A 16,637-nucleotide genomic window follows, 5' to 3' on the forward strand; every position below is an offset into this window, starting at 1 on the left:
CGCCGCGCACGTAGTGCCGGCATGGCAACACTCCGCCCCATCGAATTCGAGATCCTCCTCTCCCTCGTCCGGGAGGAGCGACACGGCTACGCCATCATCCAGGATATCGCCGGGCGCAGCGGCGAAACGGTCGAGACGGGGACACTCTACCGCGCGCTGCAACGATTGACCGAGGGCGACCTCGCGCGCCCGGTCGCACAGCGGCGGTCCGGACCGGGGGACGACGAGCGTCGCCAGTACTACGCGATCACCTCGAGGGGTCGCCAAGCAGCGAGCGCGGAAGCCCGACGACTCTCGGCCCTCGTCGACGCCGCCCGGGACGCGCGACTGCTCCCGCGTGCCACATGACGCGCGCCTGGCAGGTCGCGTATCGCCTGGCCCTGTACGCGTTTCCCCGTGCGTTCCGGGCGCGCTGGGGGCAGGGGATGATCGACGCCTTCCGTGACGGGTGGCAGGCGAGGGAGGCGACAGCGCGCAGGGGATACGCCCTCCGCGAACTGCGCAGCGCGCTCGCTGCCGGCCTGCGCGAGAGACTACACACCGACACCCGGCAACTCCAGATGCTCCATCTCACAGACGTGCGATACGCCCTACGCCTGCTGACTCGCAGCCCCGGGTTTGCGCTGCTGACCGTCCTGGTACTCGCCGGTGGCCTGGGATTGAGCACGTTCACGTTCTCGTTCCTCTACACCGCCATGATCAAGCCGCTCCCGCTGGGCGACGGTGCCGAGATCGTGCGGCTGATGCGGGCCGATGGGGGGCGCCGGGCACCAATTGATGCGACGGACATCGTTCAGTTGCGCCAGTCGGTGAAGACCCTGCGGGAAGTCGCCCCGTATGTCGGGACCGAGGTGGTGCTGGGGATGCAGGGGGAACGCCGCGCCGTGGACGCGGCCGCGGTCGATGCGGGGATCTTCACCATCGCCCGCACGCCGGCGCGGTTGGGGCGCCACCTGCTGCCGTCCGACAATGCCGCCGGGGCAGAACCCGTGATCGTGCTGTCGCATCGCACCTGGGAGGTCGCGTTCGGCTCGGATCGCGGCGTGATCGACGACGTCGTCGACGTGAACGGCACACGCACGCGCGTCGTCGGGGTGATGCCCGAGGCGTTCGGCTTTCCCGTGGCCACCGAGGCCTGGATCCCGCTCGGTCCGCGGGAGCTGGCGCCGGCCGACACCGGCCTATCACTGCAGGTCGCGGCCCGGTTGGCGCCGGGGGCGAGTGCAGCCGATGCCACGGCGGAGGCGACGGCGATACTCCAACGATTGTCAGCAACGCTGGATACCACGCGCGGCCCGGGCGCGGTCCCGCGCACGGCGAGAGCCGAGTCGTTCCCGCAGGCGCAGTTCGGGGATGAGCGCACGCTCGTATTTGGGGTGCTGAACCTCGTGGCCGCGTTGATCCTCCTGCTTGCCCTTGTCAACGTCACCAACCTGCTGCTGGCCCGGGCCAATGAACGCGCACGCGAGACGGCGGTACGCATGGCCCTTGGTGCCAGCACCGCGCGACTGGTGATGCAGGGGATGTGGGAAACCATCATCCTGTGCGTGGTTGGCGGCGTGCTCGGTACGGCGGGCGCGGCGTGGGGGCTCAAGGCTATCACGCGCTGGACCCAGGAAAACCTCCAGGGCAACCTGGCCTTCTGGTGGGTGTGGCGTCCCGATGGGGTGACGATGCTCATTGCCGGCGTGTTCGTCACCGTGGCCGTGCTGGTCCTGTGCGTTGTGATGGCACGCCGCGCCACGCAGGTTAACGTGCGCGAGGTGATCCAGGATGGATCGGTGCGTGGGGGCTCACGTCGCGAGGGACGCACGGCCCGTGCGCTCGTGGTGACGCAGGTCGCCACCGTCACCCTGCTGATGTTCTTTGGGGTGCTCTCCGGCATCATGGCCCGGCGCCTCGCGCGCCTCGACCTGGGGTTCGACGCCACGTCGGTCATGCAGGTGACGGTGGATCCGGGCAGCAGTCGGTATCCCGATCGCGCGGCACGCCACGCCGTCATGGCGCGCATTCAGCAGGAACTCGCGCAACGCCCCGGGGTGGATGGCGCGCTGTTGCGCACCGGGCTCGCTCGGCCGGACGTCGGGGGACAAGTGGAGGCGCGGCGAGGCACCGCGGTCACACGTGCCGCGGCCTGGGTGTACGCCGCGTCCGGTGCGCTCGATGTCGCTGGGCCGAGGCTGGAATCCGGGCGGGCTTTCACCACGGCCGATGACACGGCACAGGCGCCGGTGGTGCTGGTGAGTCGTTCGTTGGCGAAGCGGCTTGCGCCGAACGCGTCAGTCGAGGGATTACAGGTCCGCCTCACCAGCACGGGGGACACGACCCAGTGGCGCACGATCGTGGGCGTCGTGAGTGACATCCCCTATGGAGATCCCTGGGCGCGGGAGCGCTCCACCGATGCGGCCTACATCCCGACAGCGCAGTCTGTGGTCGACGCCGCGGTGGGCTTTCTTCGAGTGCCCCGGGACCTCGCGGCCGGGCGTGAGGCGATCTTCGAGGCCTTTCGCCGGGTCGACCGGGAGCTGGTGCCGGGACAGGTGACGACCTATCGCGAAGTGATCGAGAAGACGCGCCTCGTCACGATCGGGACAACGAAGCTGTTCGCGGCCGCTTTCGCCTTCGCGCTGGCCCTGGCGATGGTGGGCAGCTACGGCTTGATGTCCCGGGGCATCGGCCTCCGCACGCGGGAGATCGGCGTGCGGCGCGCGCTCGGCGCCACGGAGTCCTCCGTCCTGCGCCTGTTGCTGGGCACAGGCGCGCGGCAGTTAGGTATCGGGGTGGTGGTCGCGCTGCCGCTCGTGGTCGTAGTGGCGGCGGCATTCAACCACTTCTCCTCGGTCCCGGTGTGGGGCAGTCCCCACGGCAGGTTGGCCGGCAGCCTGTGGCCGGGTGTGCCGCCATCGTGGGATCGGTGGGGCGTCGCGGGGACCTGGAGCCGGCGGGGCTGCGCGGGGTGTTTCTCCACCGTCGTCGATGCCTGTTGGCCCAACGGGAGTTCGAGGCGTCGATCAGCGATGCGCCGGGATGGGTCATCCATGGTGGACACCGACGCCTTCACTGCGTCCTGGCGGCTGCCCAGGACTCCAGCAGTCGCCGATTGGGCGCGATCGCGGCGGTCGCCCTCGGTGCCGGGGCGGCTGGTCGTAGGTCGCTGGGCGCCGCGTTGAGGCGGCGCCGGCGGCGGGGTGGGGGGGCCGGGGGCCGGGGGGGGCGTGGTGGCGTCGCAGGCCGCCTCGATGCCGGCGCTCCACCCGCTGCGCCACGGTGCCAGCAGCATCCTGATAGCCTCGGTCCGGGGAGGCGCCGCGCGCGCCGGCGGTCTCCGCCCGGTACTTGCCTGCCGGAAGGATGCGGGCCACGCCGAGCCGCGCGGCACGGAAGGCGTTGTCCGGCTGGTCGTGGGCGAAGGGTACGGCGAGCGTCGGGCGGCCACTGCGGAGCGCCTGCCCCATGGTGCCCGCCCCGCATTGCTGCACGATGGCTGCGGCGCGAGGAAAGAGCAGCGAATGCGGCGCGCGCTCGAGAGCGAGGATGGTGGGGGGGAGGGTCGAGCGCATCGCCGCGGCGTTTCCAGGGCCAACCAGAAAGACGGCTCGTGCGCCGAGGGAGCGAACGGCCGTGGTGCTTTCCTTCCAGAACTCCCCGGGCGACAGCACCGCGGAGGAGCCCAGGGTGAAGACGATCGGCGCCGGCCCGGCCTCGAGGAATTCGGTCACCTCGTCGGGCAGGGCGGCGCCATGCACTGCGTCATGGAACATGTATCCGGTGATGACCGTGTGTTTCGGCCAGTCCGGCTGGGGATCACCTAACACGCGCGAGTAGAGCGCGAGGACCAGCTGTGGCGAATGCTGTCCGTCGAACAGGGGAACCAGGCCGTCGCCCAGGCCCAGCTCGCGACGGAAGGCGGTGACCGCATGCGCCCAGCGGTGGGTGCTGGCCTTGCCACCCGCAACCAGGAGGCGCGGCAGCCAGCTGCCGAGGACTTCGAGATGCTTGAGCCAGGGTGCAGGCGGAAGCACCGGCATGTCGGTGGGGGAGAAGAACGACGTGGGCGCGAGCACCATGTTGGCCCACGGCACCCCGTGCTGCTCCGCGTAGATCGGCACCGCAATAGAGAGCGGGTGGCTGATCAGGAGGTCGGCGCCCGCGGCCGCCGCCTGGACGTCCGCATACTGGTCGCGCACCGCAGGGAAGACGATCTCCTTGAGGAGGTTCTCCGGGCCGCGTTTCGCATCCATGATGCGCTGCACGGTCGCCGTATCGGAAGGGTCCGCATGCGGGCGCAGCGGGAAGGAGTCGCACCCCGACTGCTCGACGGCAGGTCGGAAGTAGTCGAGGGTGGCGATGCCGACCGAGTGACCGCGCGCGCGCAGCCCGGTGGCGAGTCCGAGGGCGGGGTCGACGTCGCCGTGCGACCCCCAGCAGAAGATGACGATGCGAGCCATGGACGAATGATACCGTGGCCCGCCGTGTCGGTCGCGGGTCAAACGACCTGTGGCTGGCTGCCGCTGCCGACGTTGCCGGGCGTCACCCCCGCAGGGCGCGGGGGTGACAGTGCTTCTGTTACGGTCGCTTGCCCCAGGTGGGGCCTGCGGGCTCGGCCTTGAGCTGGACCGCCTTTGTCTCCAGCAGCTTGAGCGCTTCCTGCACCGCGCGCTCCAGCTGCGGATCGCGCCCGGCGATCACCTCGCGGGGGAAGTTCTCGATCTCGATATCGGGCGGTGTGCCGACGTTTTCCACGGCCCACTTGCCGTCGCGATCGAAGAAGCCGAGTCGCGGGGCAACGAGCGATCCACCATCGACGAATGGTGGTTGGTCGGAGGTTGCCACCAACCCGCCCCATGTGCGGGTGCCGACCAGTGGGCCGATCTTGCGCCGCGCGAACATGAACGGCATGAGGTCGCCACCGGAACCGGCCATCTCGTTGATGATCATGACCTTCGGGCCCCAGATACCGGCGGAAGGACTCGTGAACGGCTTGCGATCCCCGGCGGGGTTGTTGAAGTAGCCATCGAAGTCGCGGCCGAGCAGTTCAATGATGTAGTCCGCGGCGGAGCCGCCGCCGTTGTATCGCTCGTCGACGACGGCACCCTGCTTGTCCTGCTGCGCGAAGTAGTAGCGGTTGAATGAGCTGTAGCCGCCCTGGCCGGTGTTGGGGAGGTGGAGGTAGGCGAGGCGTCCCTTCGAGAGCGAATCCACCAGGCGGCGATTGCCCTCGACCCACGCGCGGGTGCGCAGCCCCTGCTCATTCGCGACCGGCACAACCGTAAGCTGCCGAGCACCCTCGAGGGCGGGGCGCGTGCTCACGGTGATCACCGTCTGGCGGTTGGCGGTGCCATTCAACAAGCGATGCACGTTGTCCGTCGCCCGCAGCTCCTGGCCATTCACCGCGAGGAGATACTCACCGGCCTTGACCTCGAAGCCGGGGGTAACCAGCGGGGCGCGCAGGTCGGGGTTCCAGCTCTCGCTGTCGTAGACCCGGCTGAAGCGATACCGTCCGTTGTCGATGGTGAAATCCGCGCCGAGCAGGCCGCCAAGGTCGTTGGGCGTCTCCGGCATGTCGCCGCCGCGGACGTAGGAGTGGCCGACTGCGGTCTCGCCTTCCATCGCGTCGAGCAGGTAGTTCAGGTCCTCGCGGTGCGCGACGAACGGCAGGAAGCGCTTGTATTCAGCCACGACCTTGGGCCAGTCGGTCCCGTGCAGGTTGGGAACATAGAAGTAGTCACGGACCTTCCGACGGGCTTCCTCGAAGATCTGGGCAAACTCGGCCTTGCCGTCCCACCACATGCGCAAGGTGGCGCTGAGGCGACCCGCATTGGCGGCTGGAGCCGCGTTCGCGGCGGCATCTACAAGGAACAACGCTCCCTGGGCACCACCGGTGCGGTAGAGCAGGCGTCGCCCATCGGCACTGAGGGTGTACTGAGCGACACCGGGGGCGAAGGGAATGGCACGCCGATCCCGAAGGGTGTAGCGATGCAACGGGCTTCCCGCTCCGGCGCCTGGACCGCCACCCCCACGTTCATTGGTGCCCGACGCGGCAACGGTTTCCGTGAAGAACACCGTTCCAGCGACGCCGGCGCGTAGCTGCCCGTACTCCCGTTCGGCGACGCCAGGGACCGGGACGATGCGTCGCGCGATCCCATCGAAGTCGATCGTGACCGCGGGCGCCTGGACGGCAACGCCGCCGCGTTCGCCCCCGGCAGCGACCGCCCGCTGGCCCGGCGCCGGTTCGTCGTCGCTCTCTGGCGTAAACGGCGTCGGTTCCCCGTTCCTGAGGATCGCGGCGTAGAGCGCGTGGGTGCGCGGGCGCTCGTAGTTCGTCATGTCCAGCCACTGCGACCGCAACGCGTGGTTGGTGCTCGCGAGGAACCACAGGTACTTCCCGCTGGCGTCCCAGGCAGGCGAGGTCGCGTCGGCCATCCCGTCGGTCAGCTGCGTGGCCTTGCCCGTTGCGACGTCGAGCACCACGATGACGCGATAGTAGGTCGAGAGGCGCTTGGCGAAGGCGATCCACCGCGAGTCGGGGCTCCACACCGGGTTCATGGAGCGCTCGGGGACCATGTGCGGGTCGCCGTCGAACTTGCGCACTGTGCCGGCCGCGACGTCGACCACCCACAACTTAAGGTGGGTGTCGACAAACGAAAGCTTGCGACTGTCGGGCGACCACTGCGCCATGTACGGGAAGCTCATCCCCGGCAGGGCGATCTCGCGTCGCGCGGTGAGGGCGTCCTGGGACGACACCACGAGTTGGTACTCGCCCGAGGCGTCGCTGAACCAGGCGATGGATTGCCCGTCCGGCGACCAGGTGGGGAGGCGTTCAGCCGCACCGCTGGTGGCGGTCAGGTTGCGCACGTCGCCCTTCTCGGCGGGGATCGAGAAGATCTCACCGCGGGCCTCGACCAACGCTCGCTTGCCGGTGGGGCTGACGGCGAGGTTACTCATGCGGGAGGTAACATCCTTCCATTGCGGCATCATCCAGGGGAAGTCGCCTCGCACGGTGATGGAGACGGCGCCCGTCCGTCCGGTCTTGGGGTCGTGAAGGTGAATCCGCCCCGCCTGCTCGAAGACGAGGACGCCGGCCCCGGCGCCGAGTGTCTTTACGTCGTGGTCGCGGAAGCGCGTGACCTGCGTGAGTTGGCGGGTCCGCGACGCGTACTTCCAGACGTTCTGCACGTCGTCGCGGTCCGAGATGAAGTAGACATCGTCGCCGATCCAGACGGGGTCGACTTCCTTGGAGTTCACCGGCCGGGCGATGGTATCCGTCGCCCACGTCTTCATATCCACGACCCAGATCGGCTTGTTCTGGCCGCCCCGGTAGTTGCGTCGTTCGTCATCCCATGACGACGCCATGCGGTAGGCGATGCGTCCACCATCCGCGGAGATCTGTCCCTGGAAGCCGCGCGGAATGGCCATCGGTTCCTCGGCGCCACCTTCGACCGAGACTGTCCAGAACCGTGGGACCGCGTTGGGTGCGTGGCTGGCACGTCCGCTGGTGAACACGACGCGACGTCCATCCGGGGTCCACCCCGAAGCGTTGTCGCCGCCTGGGTGCCAGGTGAGGCGCTTGGGCTCGCCACCGTCAACCGGAACCACGTAGACGTCGGCGTTGCCGGCGTAGCTGCCGGTGAAGGCGACGAGGCGTCCGTCGGGAGAGAGCCGCGGCGCGGACGAGCCGCCAGGGAACGAGGTGAGTCGCCGTGCGGCGCCACCGGCCCGATCGACGATCCAGATGTTGTTGGCGTAGGCGAAGGCGATGTGCCGCTCGCTCACGGTGGGCTGGCGGAGGAACAGGGTCTCCTGGGCGCCGAGGGCGCCGGCGAGGAATGTGGCCGCGAGGGCGGCGAGACGGCGGGTCATGATCGAGCCGGGGAACGGGTTCCCGGGATTGTGGCGCCCGGCGCGGTGGGCCGCAACGAAGCCATCGCTTCCCGGGGCCCGCGCGGCCTGGCGCGCGTGCCCCGAGCTGGCGCATCCCACGTCCGTTGGGCCAACTTCGCCCTTCACTCCCCATGCACCGACTCACCATGTGCCCACGCACTGTCCTTGCGGCTGCCGTCCTCCTCTCGACTACCGCTGGCGCCCAACATGTCATTGGTGCCCGTGACGCCCGGGCCGTGCGCGCCGACAGCGTTTTCCAGCGGTTTGATCGCACCGACTCACCGGGCTGCGCCCTTGGGGTCTACCAGGACGGGAAGATCCTGTACGCGCGGGGCTATGGGATGGCGAACCTGGAGCACGGCATTGCCCTCTCGCCGCGCTCGATGCTCGACGTTGGGTCGATCTCCAAGCAGTTCACGGCCATGTCGATCCTCATCCTGCAGCAGGAAGGCAAACTCTCGATTGACGATCCGATCCGGAAGTACATCCCGGAGATGCCGGCGTACGCCGATCGCATCACCTTCGGGAGGGCGCTGAGCCAGACGAGTGGGCTGCGCGACCTCTATGTGATGTGGAGCCAGGCGGGGCGGCCCGTGCAGGGGGACACGATTGACGCGCTGCGCATCATCAGTCGGTCGGCCGAGCCGAACTACGAACCCGGTGCCCGGTACCTGTACACCAACTCGGGATGGATCCTCGCGGCACAGGTGATCTATCGGTTGACGGGAAAGACACTCGCACAGTTTGCCGAGGAACGGATCTTCGGGCCGCTCGGGATGCGGGACTCACGGTACATGGCCGACGCCACCGCCATTCGGCCGAATGGCGCCGACGGCTACGCGCCCCGCGGCGGCGGGGGATTCCGCCTCGCGCGATCGGCGTACGACGGCGCGATCCTGGGCGCGGGAGCGGTGCATACGACCATCGAGGACTTCGGGCGCTGGCTCGCGAACTACGAGACCGCCACGGTCGGCGGCCAGGACGTCATCCGCCTGATGACGACGGCCACCACACTCAACGACGGCACGCCGGCGACCTCCGGCGCGAACCAGGCGTACGCGATCGGCCTGAATGTGGGGACGCTGCGCGGACTGCGCGTGGTGTCGCATGGGGGGAGCTGGGCCGGGTATCGCGGCCACTTCCTGCGTTTTCCGGATCAGCGTCTTGCGGTGGCGACGTTCTGCAACCTCACAACCTCCGGTCCCGACTCCCTCGCGCGCAAGGTGGCCGGGATCTACCTCGGCGATCGCATGTTGCCGGATAGCGCGGCGATCTGGACGGCCAACCTTGCGGCAGCACCACCCGAGCCGCGTGCGGCAACGGAGCTGCGCACTCTCGTAGGCGTGTGGCGCCACATCGAACGTGGCGAGGTGCGACGCACGCGGATGGTCGGGGACACGCTCTTCCTGATCGACGGCGATCGAACGCGCATCGAGCCGCTTGGTGGCGGACGCTACCGCGCGGGATCAGGGACGGAGTTGCGATTTGAGGGCGACGGTGGCGCCGCGTCGCGCCTCGTGGTCCGTACCGCGGGCGACCTCGCGACGTTCACTCGCGCTGGGGAGGTGCAGCCAACCGCCGCCCAGCTCGCCGAGTATGCTGGCGACTACCGGAATGATGAGGTGGAGGCCACGCACACCTGGCGGGTGGAGCGGGACTCACTGGTGCTGTACCTCAACGAGCGGCGCCTTGGCGCGCTGCAGCCAAGCTATCGGGACGGCTTCACGCGCGCGGGGAGCGTGATCGATGTGCAGCGCGATGCCGCGGGGCGGATCACCGGCTTTCTGGTGGAGTCGGGGCGGGTGAGACACTTGCGGTTCACCCGCATGCCCCCGGCGGCGCCAGCTCGTCGAAGGTAGGCCGCCGCGCGCGTGCGGGGCCTACCTTCGCGGATGCATTCAACTACTTGCCGGCGGCGAGCGGAGTCACCGAGAGGTCCACGTTGTGGCTCACGCGATAGCCGTACTTGCCGTTCAGCGACGCGAGCTTGCCGGCACCCACCAGCTCGGCGGACGTCAGGGTCTTCACGTCCTGCCCGTTGACCACGCACGTCGCGGAGCCGCCCTTCACGCGCCAGCCGACTTCATTGGTCGCGTCACCCTTGGCGTCCGCCTTCTTGATGGCCGCATGCTCGACCATCTCGGCGGCCGAGGTGACCTTCCAGCCATTGAAGTACTTGATGGAGTACTTGCCCGTGCCGTAGACGATGCAGTAGGCGAAAGTCTGCTTGGTCTCGTCGTTCAGGTCATTGCCGCCAATGAAGACGCCGTACGAGTGCGGATGTTGCGCCTTCATGGCCTTTTCCGAGAAGGCGGCCTTGACGGTGTAGTCACCTGAGGCGGTGCTGGCATCGTTCCAGAAAATCCCGGCCGGGCCGACCTTGAGCATGAAGTCGTTGCCGACCTTCTCGAACTTCGAGTCGTTGACGGTCTTGCCCTGCTTGGCAGGGCGTTCGTCCACGCGCCCCATCCAGCCGGCGACCTTGATTCCGCCGCCCGCAACCGAGCGATCGGCGTCCTGGGCGGTGACAGTGGTGGCGAGCAGCAGGCTGGCGGCAGCAGCAATACGGCGCATTGGCGGTGGTCCTTGTCCGAGGGAGGGTGAAAGGTAGGCAAGCGCCATTGTACCCGCGAAGGGCCAGCTCGGTCGCCCCTCCCCCGGACGGCCGCCTGGTCGCGACTACGGCGTGTGTCGGACTGACAGCCGGACGTCGGTGCGGTTGGCCCCTGGGGTGGTGGTGACGGACAGGACGCCGCCCCATGGCCGGGCGGTGGAGTCGCGAAAGGTGTAGGTCGCGATAGCGACGCCCGTAACCCCGGTGCGCTCCACAGGAGTCCATCCCGCGGCCTGCAGCTGCCGGGCATAGTGATCGATCACCTCGTTGACGGGCACGGCGCTCATGATCCGCGCCTCGGAGTACCCGTCATCGCTGCTCCCGCCACGTCCGCCACCCATCGTAGGCTCTCCGGGGAGCGCGCTGAGGGAGGGGATCAGGTTCGCGGCGCTGCTCGACATCTGCCGAGCGGTGGGGTCGCAGGGGCCGCGCATCTGGGCGCCCTGGTGACTGAAGGTGATCACCGTCTCGGTGCCGCGGGCTTCCGTGACGCGCAACGCCATCATCTCGCGCTGGCGACAGAACGCGGTGCCACTGACCCCCATGCTCATGTTGCTACTCTGGAAGCCGGGCAGCTCCGTGGCGTTTGGCGGGGCTGGGAGAGGTCCCCATCCAGCAGCCTCAAGCCGACGCCGTACGGAGTCCAGCGTTGCGCGTCGTGTCCATGGATACGAGGCGATCGTCGTCCCGCCGCCCATGCCGAACAGCGAGCCGTGCACGTACGCGTCGCGAAGGGTCGCGGCATCGAGGGCCGCGATGGGCTGGCCTACCGAGAGGCGCGCGTTGTTGACGAGGTAGCGGACGAGCTCCACGGGGACCATGGAATCCACCGGAACCGGCGCGCGGGTGACCGTGGTGCGCAGCGCGGCGGCAGTGACGGTGATCGGGACCAGAACGGTGCGGGGGCGCTGCGCGGCGGGATTGGGTGAGGGGGGGAAGGTGGCGGCACTCACCCGGAGGTTGGTTGTCCCCGGCTCGAGCGCCAGGATCTGTCCCCCGCGCAGGGAGGCGATCGTATTGTCCTGCATGGAGAAATTTGGGGCGAAGCCGTCGACCGGCTGTTGCAGGGAATCCATGGCCGCGATGCGTAGCGCGCTGAACGGGAGGGACTCCCCCACGGTCATGGTGAGCTGTTGAGGGGAGACGGTGATCAGCCGCGTTCGTTCCGCGGCCTCTGCGGCACGCCGTTGCCCTTCCCGCATGGCTCGGGCGCGCACGGTCGTGTCCGCCGGCCCCGAGATGGGGACTCGCTCCACGGAATGCACGGAGACCAGCTGGCCGGTGGGCGTCGGCGCGGTCGAGCGGCAACTGGCCGCGGAGAGGGCGAGCACGGCGAGGGGCAGGGCGCGCATGGATCCTCCCAAAAGGGGGTTGCCAGTGACAGCTCAAGTCTGTCGCGCGCCGGCGAGGGCGTCCAGTAGTGCGGGACCAGCCGTCACCCGCGGCCCATCACGGAACGCCGGCCGTCACCTCCGGGCGCTCCCCGCGCTCGTAGACAATGTTCGCCCGTCCCACCAGCATGCCATCCACCGGGCCGATGCCCGTGATGTCCTTTCCGGTGTAGGGCAACTTGAGCAGGACGTAGCGCATCGCGTTGAGGCGCGCGCGCTTCTTGCAGTCCGACTTGATCACGGTCCAGGGGGAGTCGGCGGTGTCGGTGTGGAAGAACATCGCCTCCTTGGCGCGCGTGTACTCGTCCCACATGTCGAGCGAGGCCTTGTCGACCGGGGAGAGCTTCCAATGCTTGAGCGGGTGTGCCTCGCGCTCCTTGAATCGGCGGCGCTGCTCCGTGCGGCTCACCGAGAACCAGTACTTGATCAGGTGGATCCCGCTGCGCACGAGGTTGCGCTCGAACTCCGGCGCCTGCCGCATGAACTCTGCGTATTCGTCCGCTGTGCAGAAGCCCATCACCCGCTCTACCCCGGCGCGGTTGTACCAGGAGCGGTCGAAGAGCACGATTTCGCCGGCCGTGGGCAGCTCCTGCACATACCGCTGGAAGTACCACTGGCCGCGTTCCACCTCGCTGGGCTTCTCCAGGGCCACCACGCGTGCGCCGCGAGGATTGAGGTGCTCCATAAACCGCTTGATCGTGCCCCCCTTGCCGGCAGCGTCGCGACCCTCAAAGAGCACCACGACCTTCTGCCCCGTGGCCTTCACCCAGGCTTGCAGCTTCAAGAGCTCCACCTGCAAGCCGTATTTCTGGCGTTCGTACGCCTTCCGGGACATCAGGTTCTTGTACGGATATCCCCCGTTCCGCCAATCGGGGGCGAGCTCCTCGTCCGCATTCATCGTGTCCAGGTGAGCCAGCCGGGACTTGTCCCGGAGTGCTCGCCGGAGGGCGGCGGCGTCGTCAGGGGAAACGCCATCTGCGATCGCCTGGAGTGACGTGGCGAGCTGACGACGATCCACCGCGTGTGGGCCGGCGATGATGTCCTGGACAGCGGTTGCCTTGGACTCGATGGCGGCAGACTCCGCCTCCGTGACGGCGAATCGCTCAATGCCGCGCGCCGTCAGGGACGGAGCGATGTCACCCGCTGCGACGCGCCGGGCGCGGGGTTTGGGCCGAGGGCGTTGGCTGGCGGGGCGTTTTCCGTTGGTGCTGGCATTCACAGGCAACCTCCTCCCGGGCACGCCGGGGCTATCCCGGTAGCATCGCCCCGCCGGCCGGACCCCAGTGTCAGCGTCTACCCCACCACGTGTCGGGCGCTGACCGACGAATGCGCTTCCGCCGCGAAGCCAGTCCAATCGTGAGAAGACGCTAGCCGGGGGCGCGACCACGCCGCGAATCCGATGTTGGCTTGCGTCGGCTCGGGACGGGGGGGCAACGTGGTGGAGCCCAATCCAACCCGAAGGCCTCCCGTGCGCCATCGCTGCCTCCTCGCCCTCCTGGCCCTCTCGGCCCCCATCGCCGACGCCCAATCCGCGACGAAGTTCGTCCGGTATGCCCATGTGGCGAACGACGGCCGCATCGCCTTCACCTACGCGGACGACATCTGGCTCGCGGACGGGAATGGCGCCAACCCTCGGCGAGTGACGGCACACGTGGCCCGGGACTTCTCCCCCCGCTTCTCCCCCGACGGCCAGTGGATCGCCTTCACGTCGAATCGCGCGGGGAACAACGACGTCTATGTGATTCCGGCGGCGGGTGGGGAACCCAGGCAACTCACCTACCACTCGGGTGATGACCAGGCGCTGTATTTCACGCCGGATGGTACCGCGATCATCATGACGTCGTCCCGCGGCACCCTGGCCTGGGGATCGCCGCTCTATCGCCTGCCACTCGATGGGACGGTGCCGACGCCGATGGCGATGGACATCGGCCGGGCCGGGATGATCAAGCAGGACGCGACGGCGGTGGCCTTCAACCGCGTGTTGCCGACCTACTGGCGCAAGGGCTACCGCGGCAACAATTCCGGCGACCTCGCCGTGCAGGACCTGCGCACGGGTGACATCCGCGAGATCACCGACACCGACCTGCAGCAGTACAAGGGACACGTGAACGACGTGCACCCGATGTGGGGCGCGGATGGCAAACTCTACTTTGCCTCCGAGCGTGACGGGACGTTCAACATCTGGCGCATAGACCCGGCTGGGGGCAATGCCCAGCAGGTAACGAGACACAACGACGATGGGGTGCAGTTCCCGGCGATCTCGCCGGACGGCCGCCGCATCATCTATGAGAACAACTTCGAGCTGTGGACCCTGGAGGTCGCCAGCGGACAGTCGCGCAAGGTGCCGATCACCCTGGCCTTCGACCCCAAGGAGAGCGACACGCAGGTCGTGACGACGAACCACCGCGCCGAGGGCTTCTCGGTGGCACCAGATGGCACGGCCATGGCCGTGGACTTCCATGGCGAGATCGTCATCGTGCCGGTCGAGGCCGGGGTGGGAGACAAGTTGCAGCTGACGAACTCCCCGTGGCGCGAACGCTCCCAGGTGTACGCACCAAACGGCCGGCATCTGGCGTATGTCTCGGACGAGTCGGGCGAGGAGGAAGTGTGGGTGACGGAGATTGCCACCGGCACGAAGCGCAAGCTCACGACGCACGAGTCCGTAAAGGCGGAGCTAACCTGGGCGCCGAACTCAGCGAAGGTCGCATACACCGCGGCCAATCGCCTCTTCGAGGTGGACGTGACCGGTGGCGCGGCGCGGGAGATCGCCTTCAACCAGGCGGGAGGATTCAGCAACGTGCAGTACGCCGCCGACGGGAGCTGGCTGGTCTACATCAAGCGTGATGATGACCAGCAGGCCGACGTGTTTGCCTACGACATCGCGGCGAAGCGCGAATACAATCTCACGCAGAATCCGTTCAACGAGGCGAACGCGGCCCTGACCCCCGATGGGCGCACGCTGGTGTTCACGTCGAATCGCGCGAACGGCGTGGTGCAGCTCTTTGCCGTCTCGCTCGCTCGGCTCACGGAGGACCCGAACGATCCGTTGGCGCGCGCCCGCCGTGCCGGAGCGACCACGCGCGACACCGCAGCGGCAACTGCCGCTGCTCTCCGTATAGACGTCGCGGGGATCGACCGGCGGGTGGTGCAGCTCACCCGCGGCGGGACGGCGGTCAGCGCGTTCTTCCTCTCGCGTGACGGGCGCACCGTGTACTTCTCCCAGGGTGCGGGCGGTGGCTTCGGGGGTGGTGGACAGCAGCCCGCAGCCGGCACCGACAATCCCGATGCCGGGCTGTATTCCGTCACCATCGACGGGCGCGACCGGCGACGGGTGGCGCAGGGTGTGTTCAGCCTGATGGTGCCGAGCACGGATCGTCGCACGGTGTTCTTCCGGAACACGCCGCGGGCCGAGGACGGGGAGGCGGCCGCCGGGTTCGAGGTGCATCGCTTCGCCATCGCCAACCCGCAGCGTCCCGAACGGGTGAACTTCACTTTTCCGGTCCGTGTGGATCGGCGCGCTGAATGGAATCAGGTCTTCGAGGAGTCGTGGCGGGTGATGAAGTACCGCTTCTATGACGAGAAGATGCACGGCTACGACTGGAACGCGATTCGCGCGCGGTATCGGCCACTGCTGCCGTTCGTTGGGACGAACGAGGATCTGTACGACCTGACGAACGAGATGATCGGCGAGCTGAATGCGTCGCATACCGGGGTCAGCGGCCCGCCGACGCGTCCGATGCCGGCGACCTATCGAACGCGCTTCCTCGGCTTCGAGCTGGAGCCGGCGAACGGTCGGTATCGGGTGTCGCACATCTATCGGGACGGGCCGGCGGACAAGGAGTGGATCGACCTGGCCGTGGGCGACTACGTGCTGGCGGTGGATGGCACCGAGCTCAAGGCCGGGGACAACTACTGGAAGGTGTTGAGCACGACGATGAATGAGTGGATCCCCGTGCGTTATGCGAAGACGCCGGGCGGGGAGAATGCGAAGAGCGTGCGGATCGCGAGCGTTGCGTCACTCACCGACATCAAGTACGAGGAGTGGGTGGCGCGGAACCGGGACGAAGTGAAGGCGGCGACCAATGGGGACATCGCCTATGTCCACATCCGTTCGATGAACCAGCCGTCGCTCGCCCGATTTCGCAATGAGATCGACCAGTACTCGAATGCCAAGGGGATCATTGTCGACATCCGGTACAACGGCGGGGGGAACATCGACCAGGAGTTGATCGACATCCTCGAGCGGCGGCCGTACCAGTTCTGGAACCAGCGCACCGGTGCGCGCACCTGGGGGCGACGCCCGCGGCAGGCGATCGCGGGGCCCAAGGTGATGTTGGTCAATCACCGGTCGGGGTCCGATTCCGAGGTGACGCCGATGGGCTTCCGGCAATTGGGGTTGGGCCGAATCGTCGGGAACCCGACCGCGGCAGCGGTGATCGCGACCGGGAGCTACCCGCTGCTCAACGGCGGGTCAATCCGCACGCCGGGGTCGCTCGTGATCACCTATGACCCGACCAAGCCCAACAATTACGGGGTGAACCTGGAGAACTATGGCGTGCCACCGGATGTGTGGGTGGAGAACACGCCCAATGAGGCGGCAAAGAAGGTTGACCGCGAACTCAAGGTGGCGATCGAGGAGGCGATGAAGATGCTGCGGGCGGCGACGCCACGGGTGTCGCAGTAGCATGAGGAGTTGCCCGTGGTAGGTTTGAGGAGCCCAGCATCCTGATTGATCGTTCCGTGCACGCCAA

General features: G+C 68.0%; 8 protein-coding genes. 4 read left to right on the top strand and 4 right to left on the bottom strand.

Translation table 11 applies throughout. The annotated features are described in order from the left end of the window. The first annotated feature begins 21 nt into the window (after nucleotides 1-21). Nucleotides 22-348, top strand: coding sequence for a helix-turn-helix transcriptional regulator (locus tag IPK85_08555; GenBank protein ID MBK8247432.1), 327 nt, complete (start codon nucleotides 22-24; stop codon nucleotides 346-348). After that, a complete protein-coding gene (locus IPK85_08560) occupies nucleotides 345-3,170 on the top strand; it encodes an ABC transporter permease (protein ID MBK8247433.1) in 2,826 nt (941 codons plus the stop codon). Before IPK85_08555 ends, IPK85_08560 begins: the two co-directional genes overlap by 4 nt. 1,396 nt (nucleotides 3,171-4,566) lie before the next feature. Here the strand turns inward: IPK85_08560 and IPK85_08565 are convergent. Continuing rightward, a complete protein-coding gene (locus tag IPK85_08565) occupies nucleotides 4,567-7,860 on the bottom strand; it encodes a PD40 domain-containing protein (protein ID MBK8247434.1) in 3,294 nt (1,097 codons plus the stop codon). A 152-nt stretch (nucleotides 7,861-8,012) separates the two neighbouring features. On the opposite strand from IPK85_08565, the gene IPK85_08570 reads away from it, so the two are divergent. Then, on the top strand, nucleotides 8,013-9,740 hold the full coding sequence (locus IPK85_08570; GenBank protein MBK8247435.1) for a beta-lactamase family protein: 1,728 nt from the start codon (nucleotides 8,013-8,015) through the stop codon (nucleotides 9,738-9,740). A 43-nt stretch (nucleotides 9,741-9,783) separates the two neighbouring features. Here the strand turns inward: IPK85_08570 and IPK85_08575 are convergent, their stop codons facing one another. From IPK85_08575 to ppk2, 3 genes are all read right to left on the bottom strand, one after another. Next, nucleotides 9,784-10,455, bottom strand: a complete 672-nt coding sequence (locus tag IPK85_08575; GenBank protein MBK8247436.1) for a hypothetical protein — start codon at nucleotides 10,453-10,455, stop codon at nucleotides 9,784-9,786. A 105-nt stretch (nucleotides 10,456-10,560) separates the two neighbouring features. Beyond that, on the bottom strand, nucleotides 10,561-11,847 hold the full coding sequence (locus IPK85_08580) for a hypothetical protein (GenBank protein MBK8247437.1): 1,287 nt from the start codon (nucleotides 11,845-11,847) through the stop codon (nucleotides 10,561-10,563). A 97-nt stretch (nucleotides 11,848-11,944) separates the two neighbouring features. Further along, nucleotides 11,945-13,363 carry a polyphosphate kinase 2 gene (gene ppk2, locus IPK85_08585; protein MBK8247438.1) on the bottom strand — a complete coding sequence of 473 codons (1,419 nt, stop codon included), beginning with the start codon at nucleotides 13,361-13,363 and terminating at the stop codon, nucleotides 11,945-11,947. Here ppk2 and IPK85_08590 point away from each other — a divergent pair. Continuing rightward, nucleotides 13,355-16,570: a PD40 domain-containing protein gene (locus IPK85_08590; protein MBK8247439.1), complete on the top strand. Its 3,216-nt coding sequence runs from the start codon at nucleotides 13,355-13,357 to the stop codon at nucleotides 16,568-16,570. The genes ppk2 and IPK85_08590 overlap by 9 nt on opposite strands. Nucleotides 16,571-16,637 lie beyond the last annotated feature (67 nt).

The organism is Gemmatimonadota bacterium, from assembly GCA_016712265.1.
GTDB lineage: Bacteria > Gemmatimonadota > Gemmatimonadetes > Gemmatimonadales > Gemmatimonadaceae > RBC101.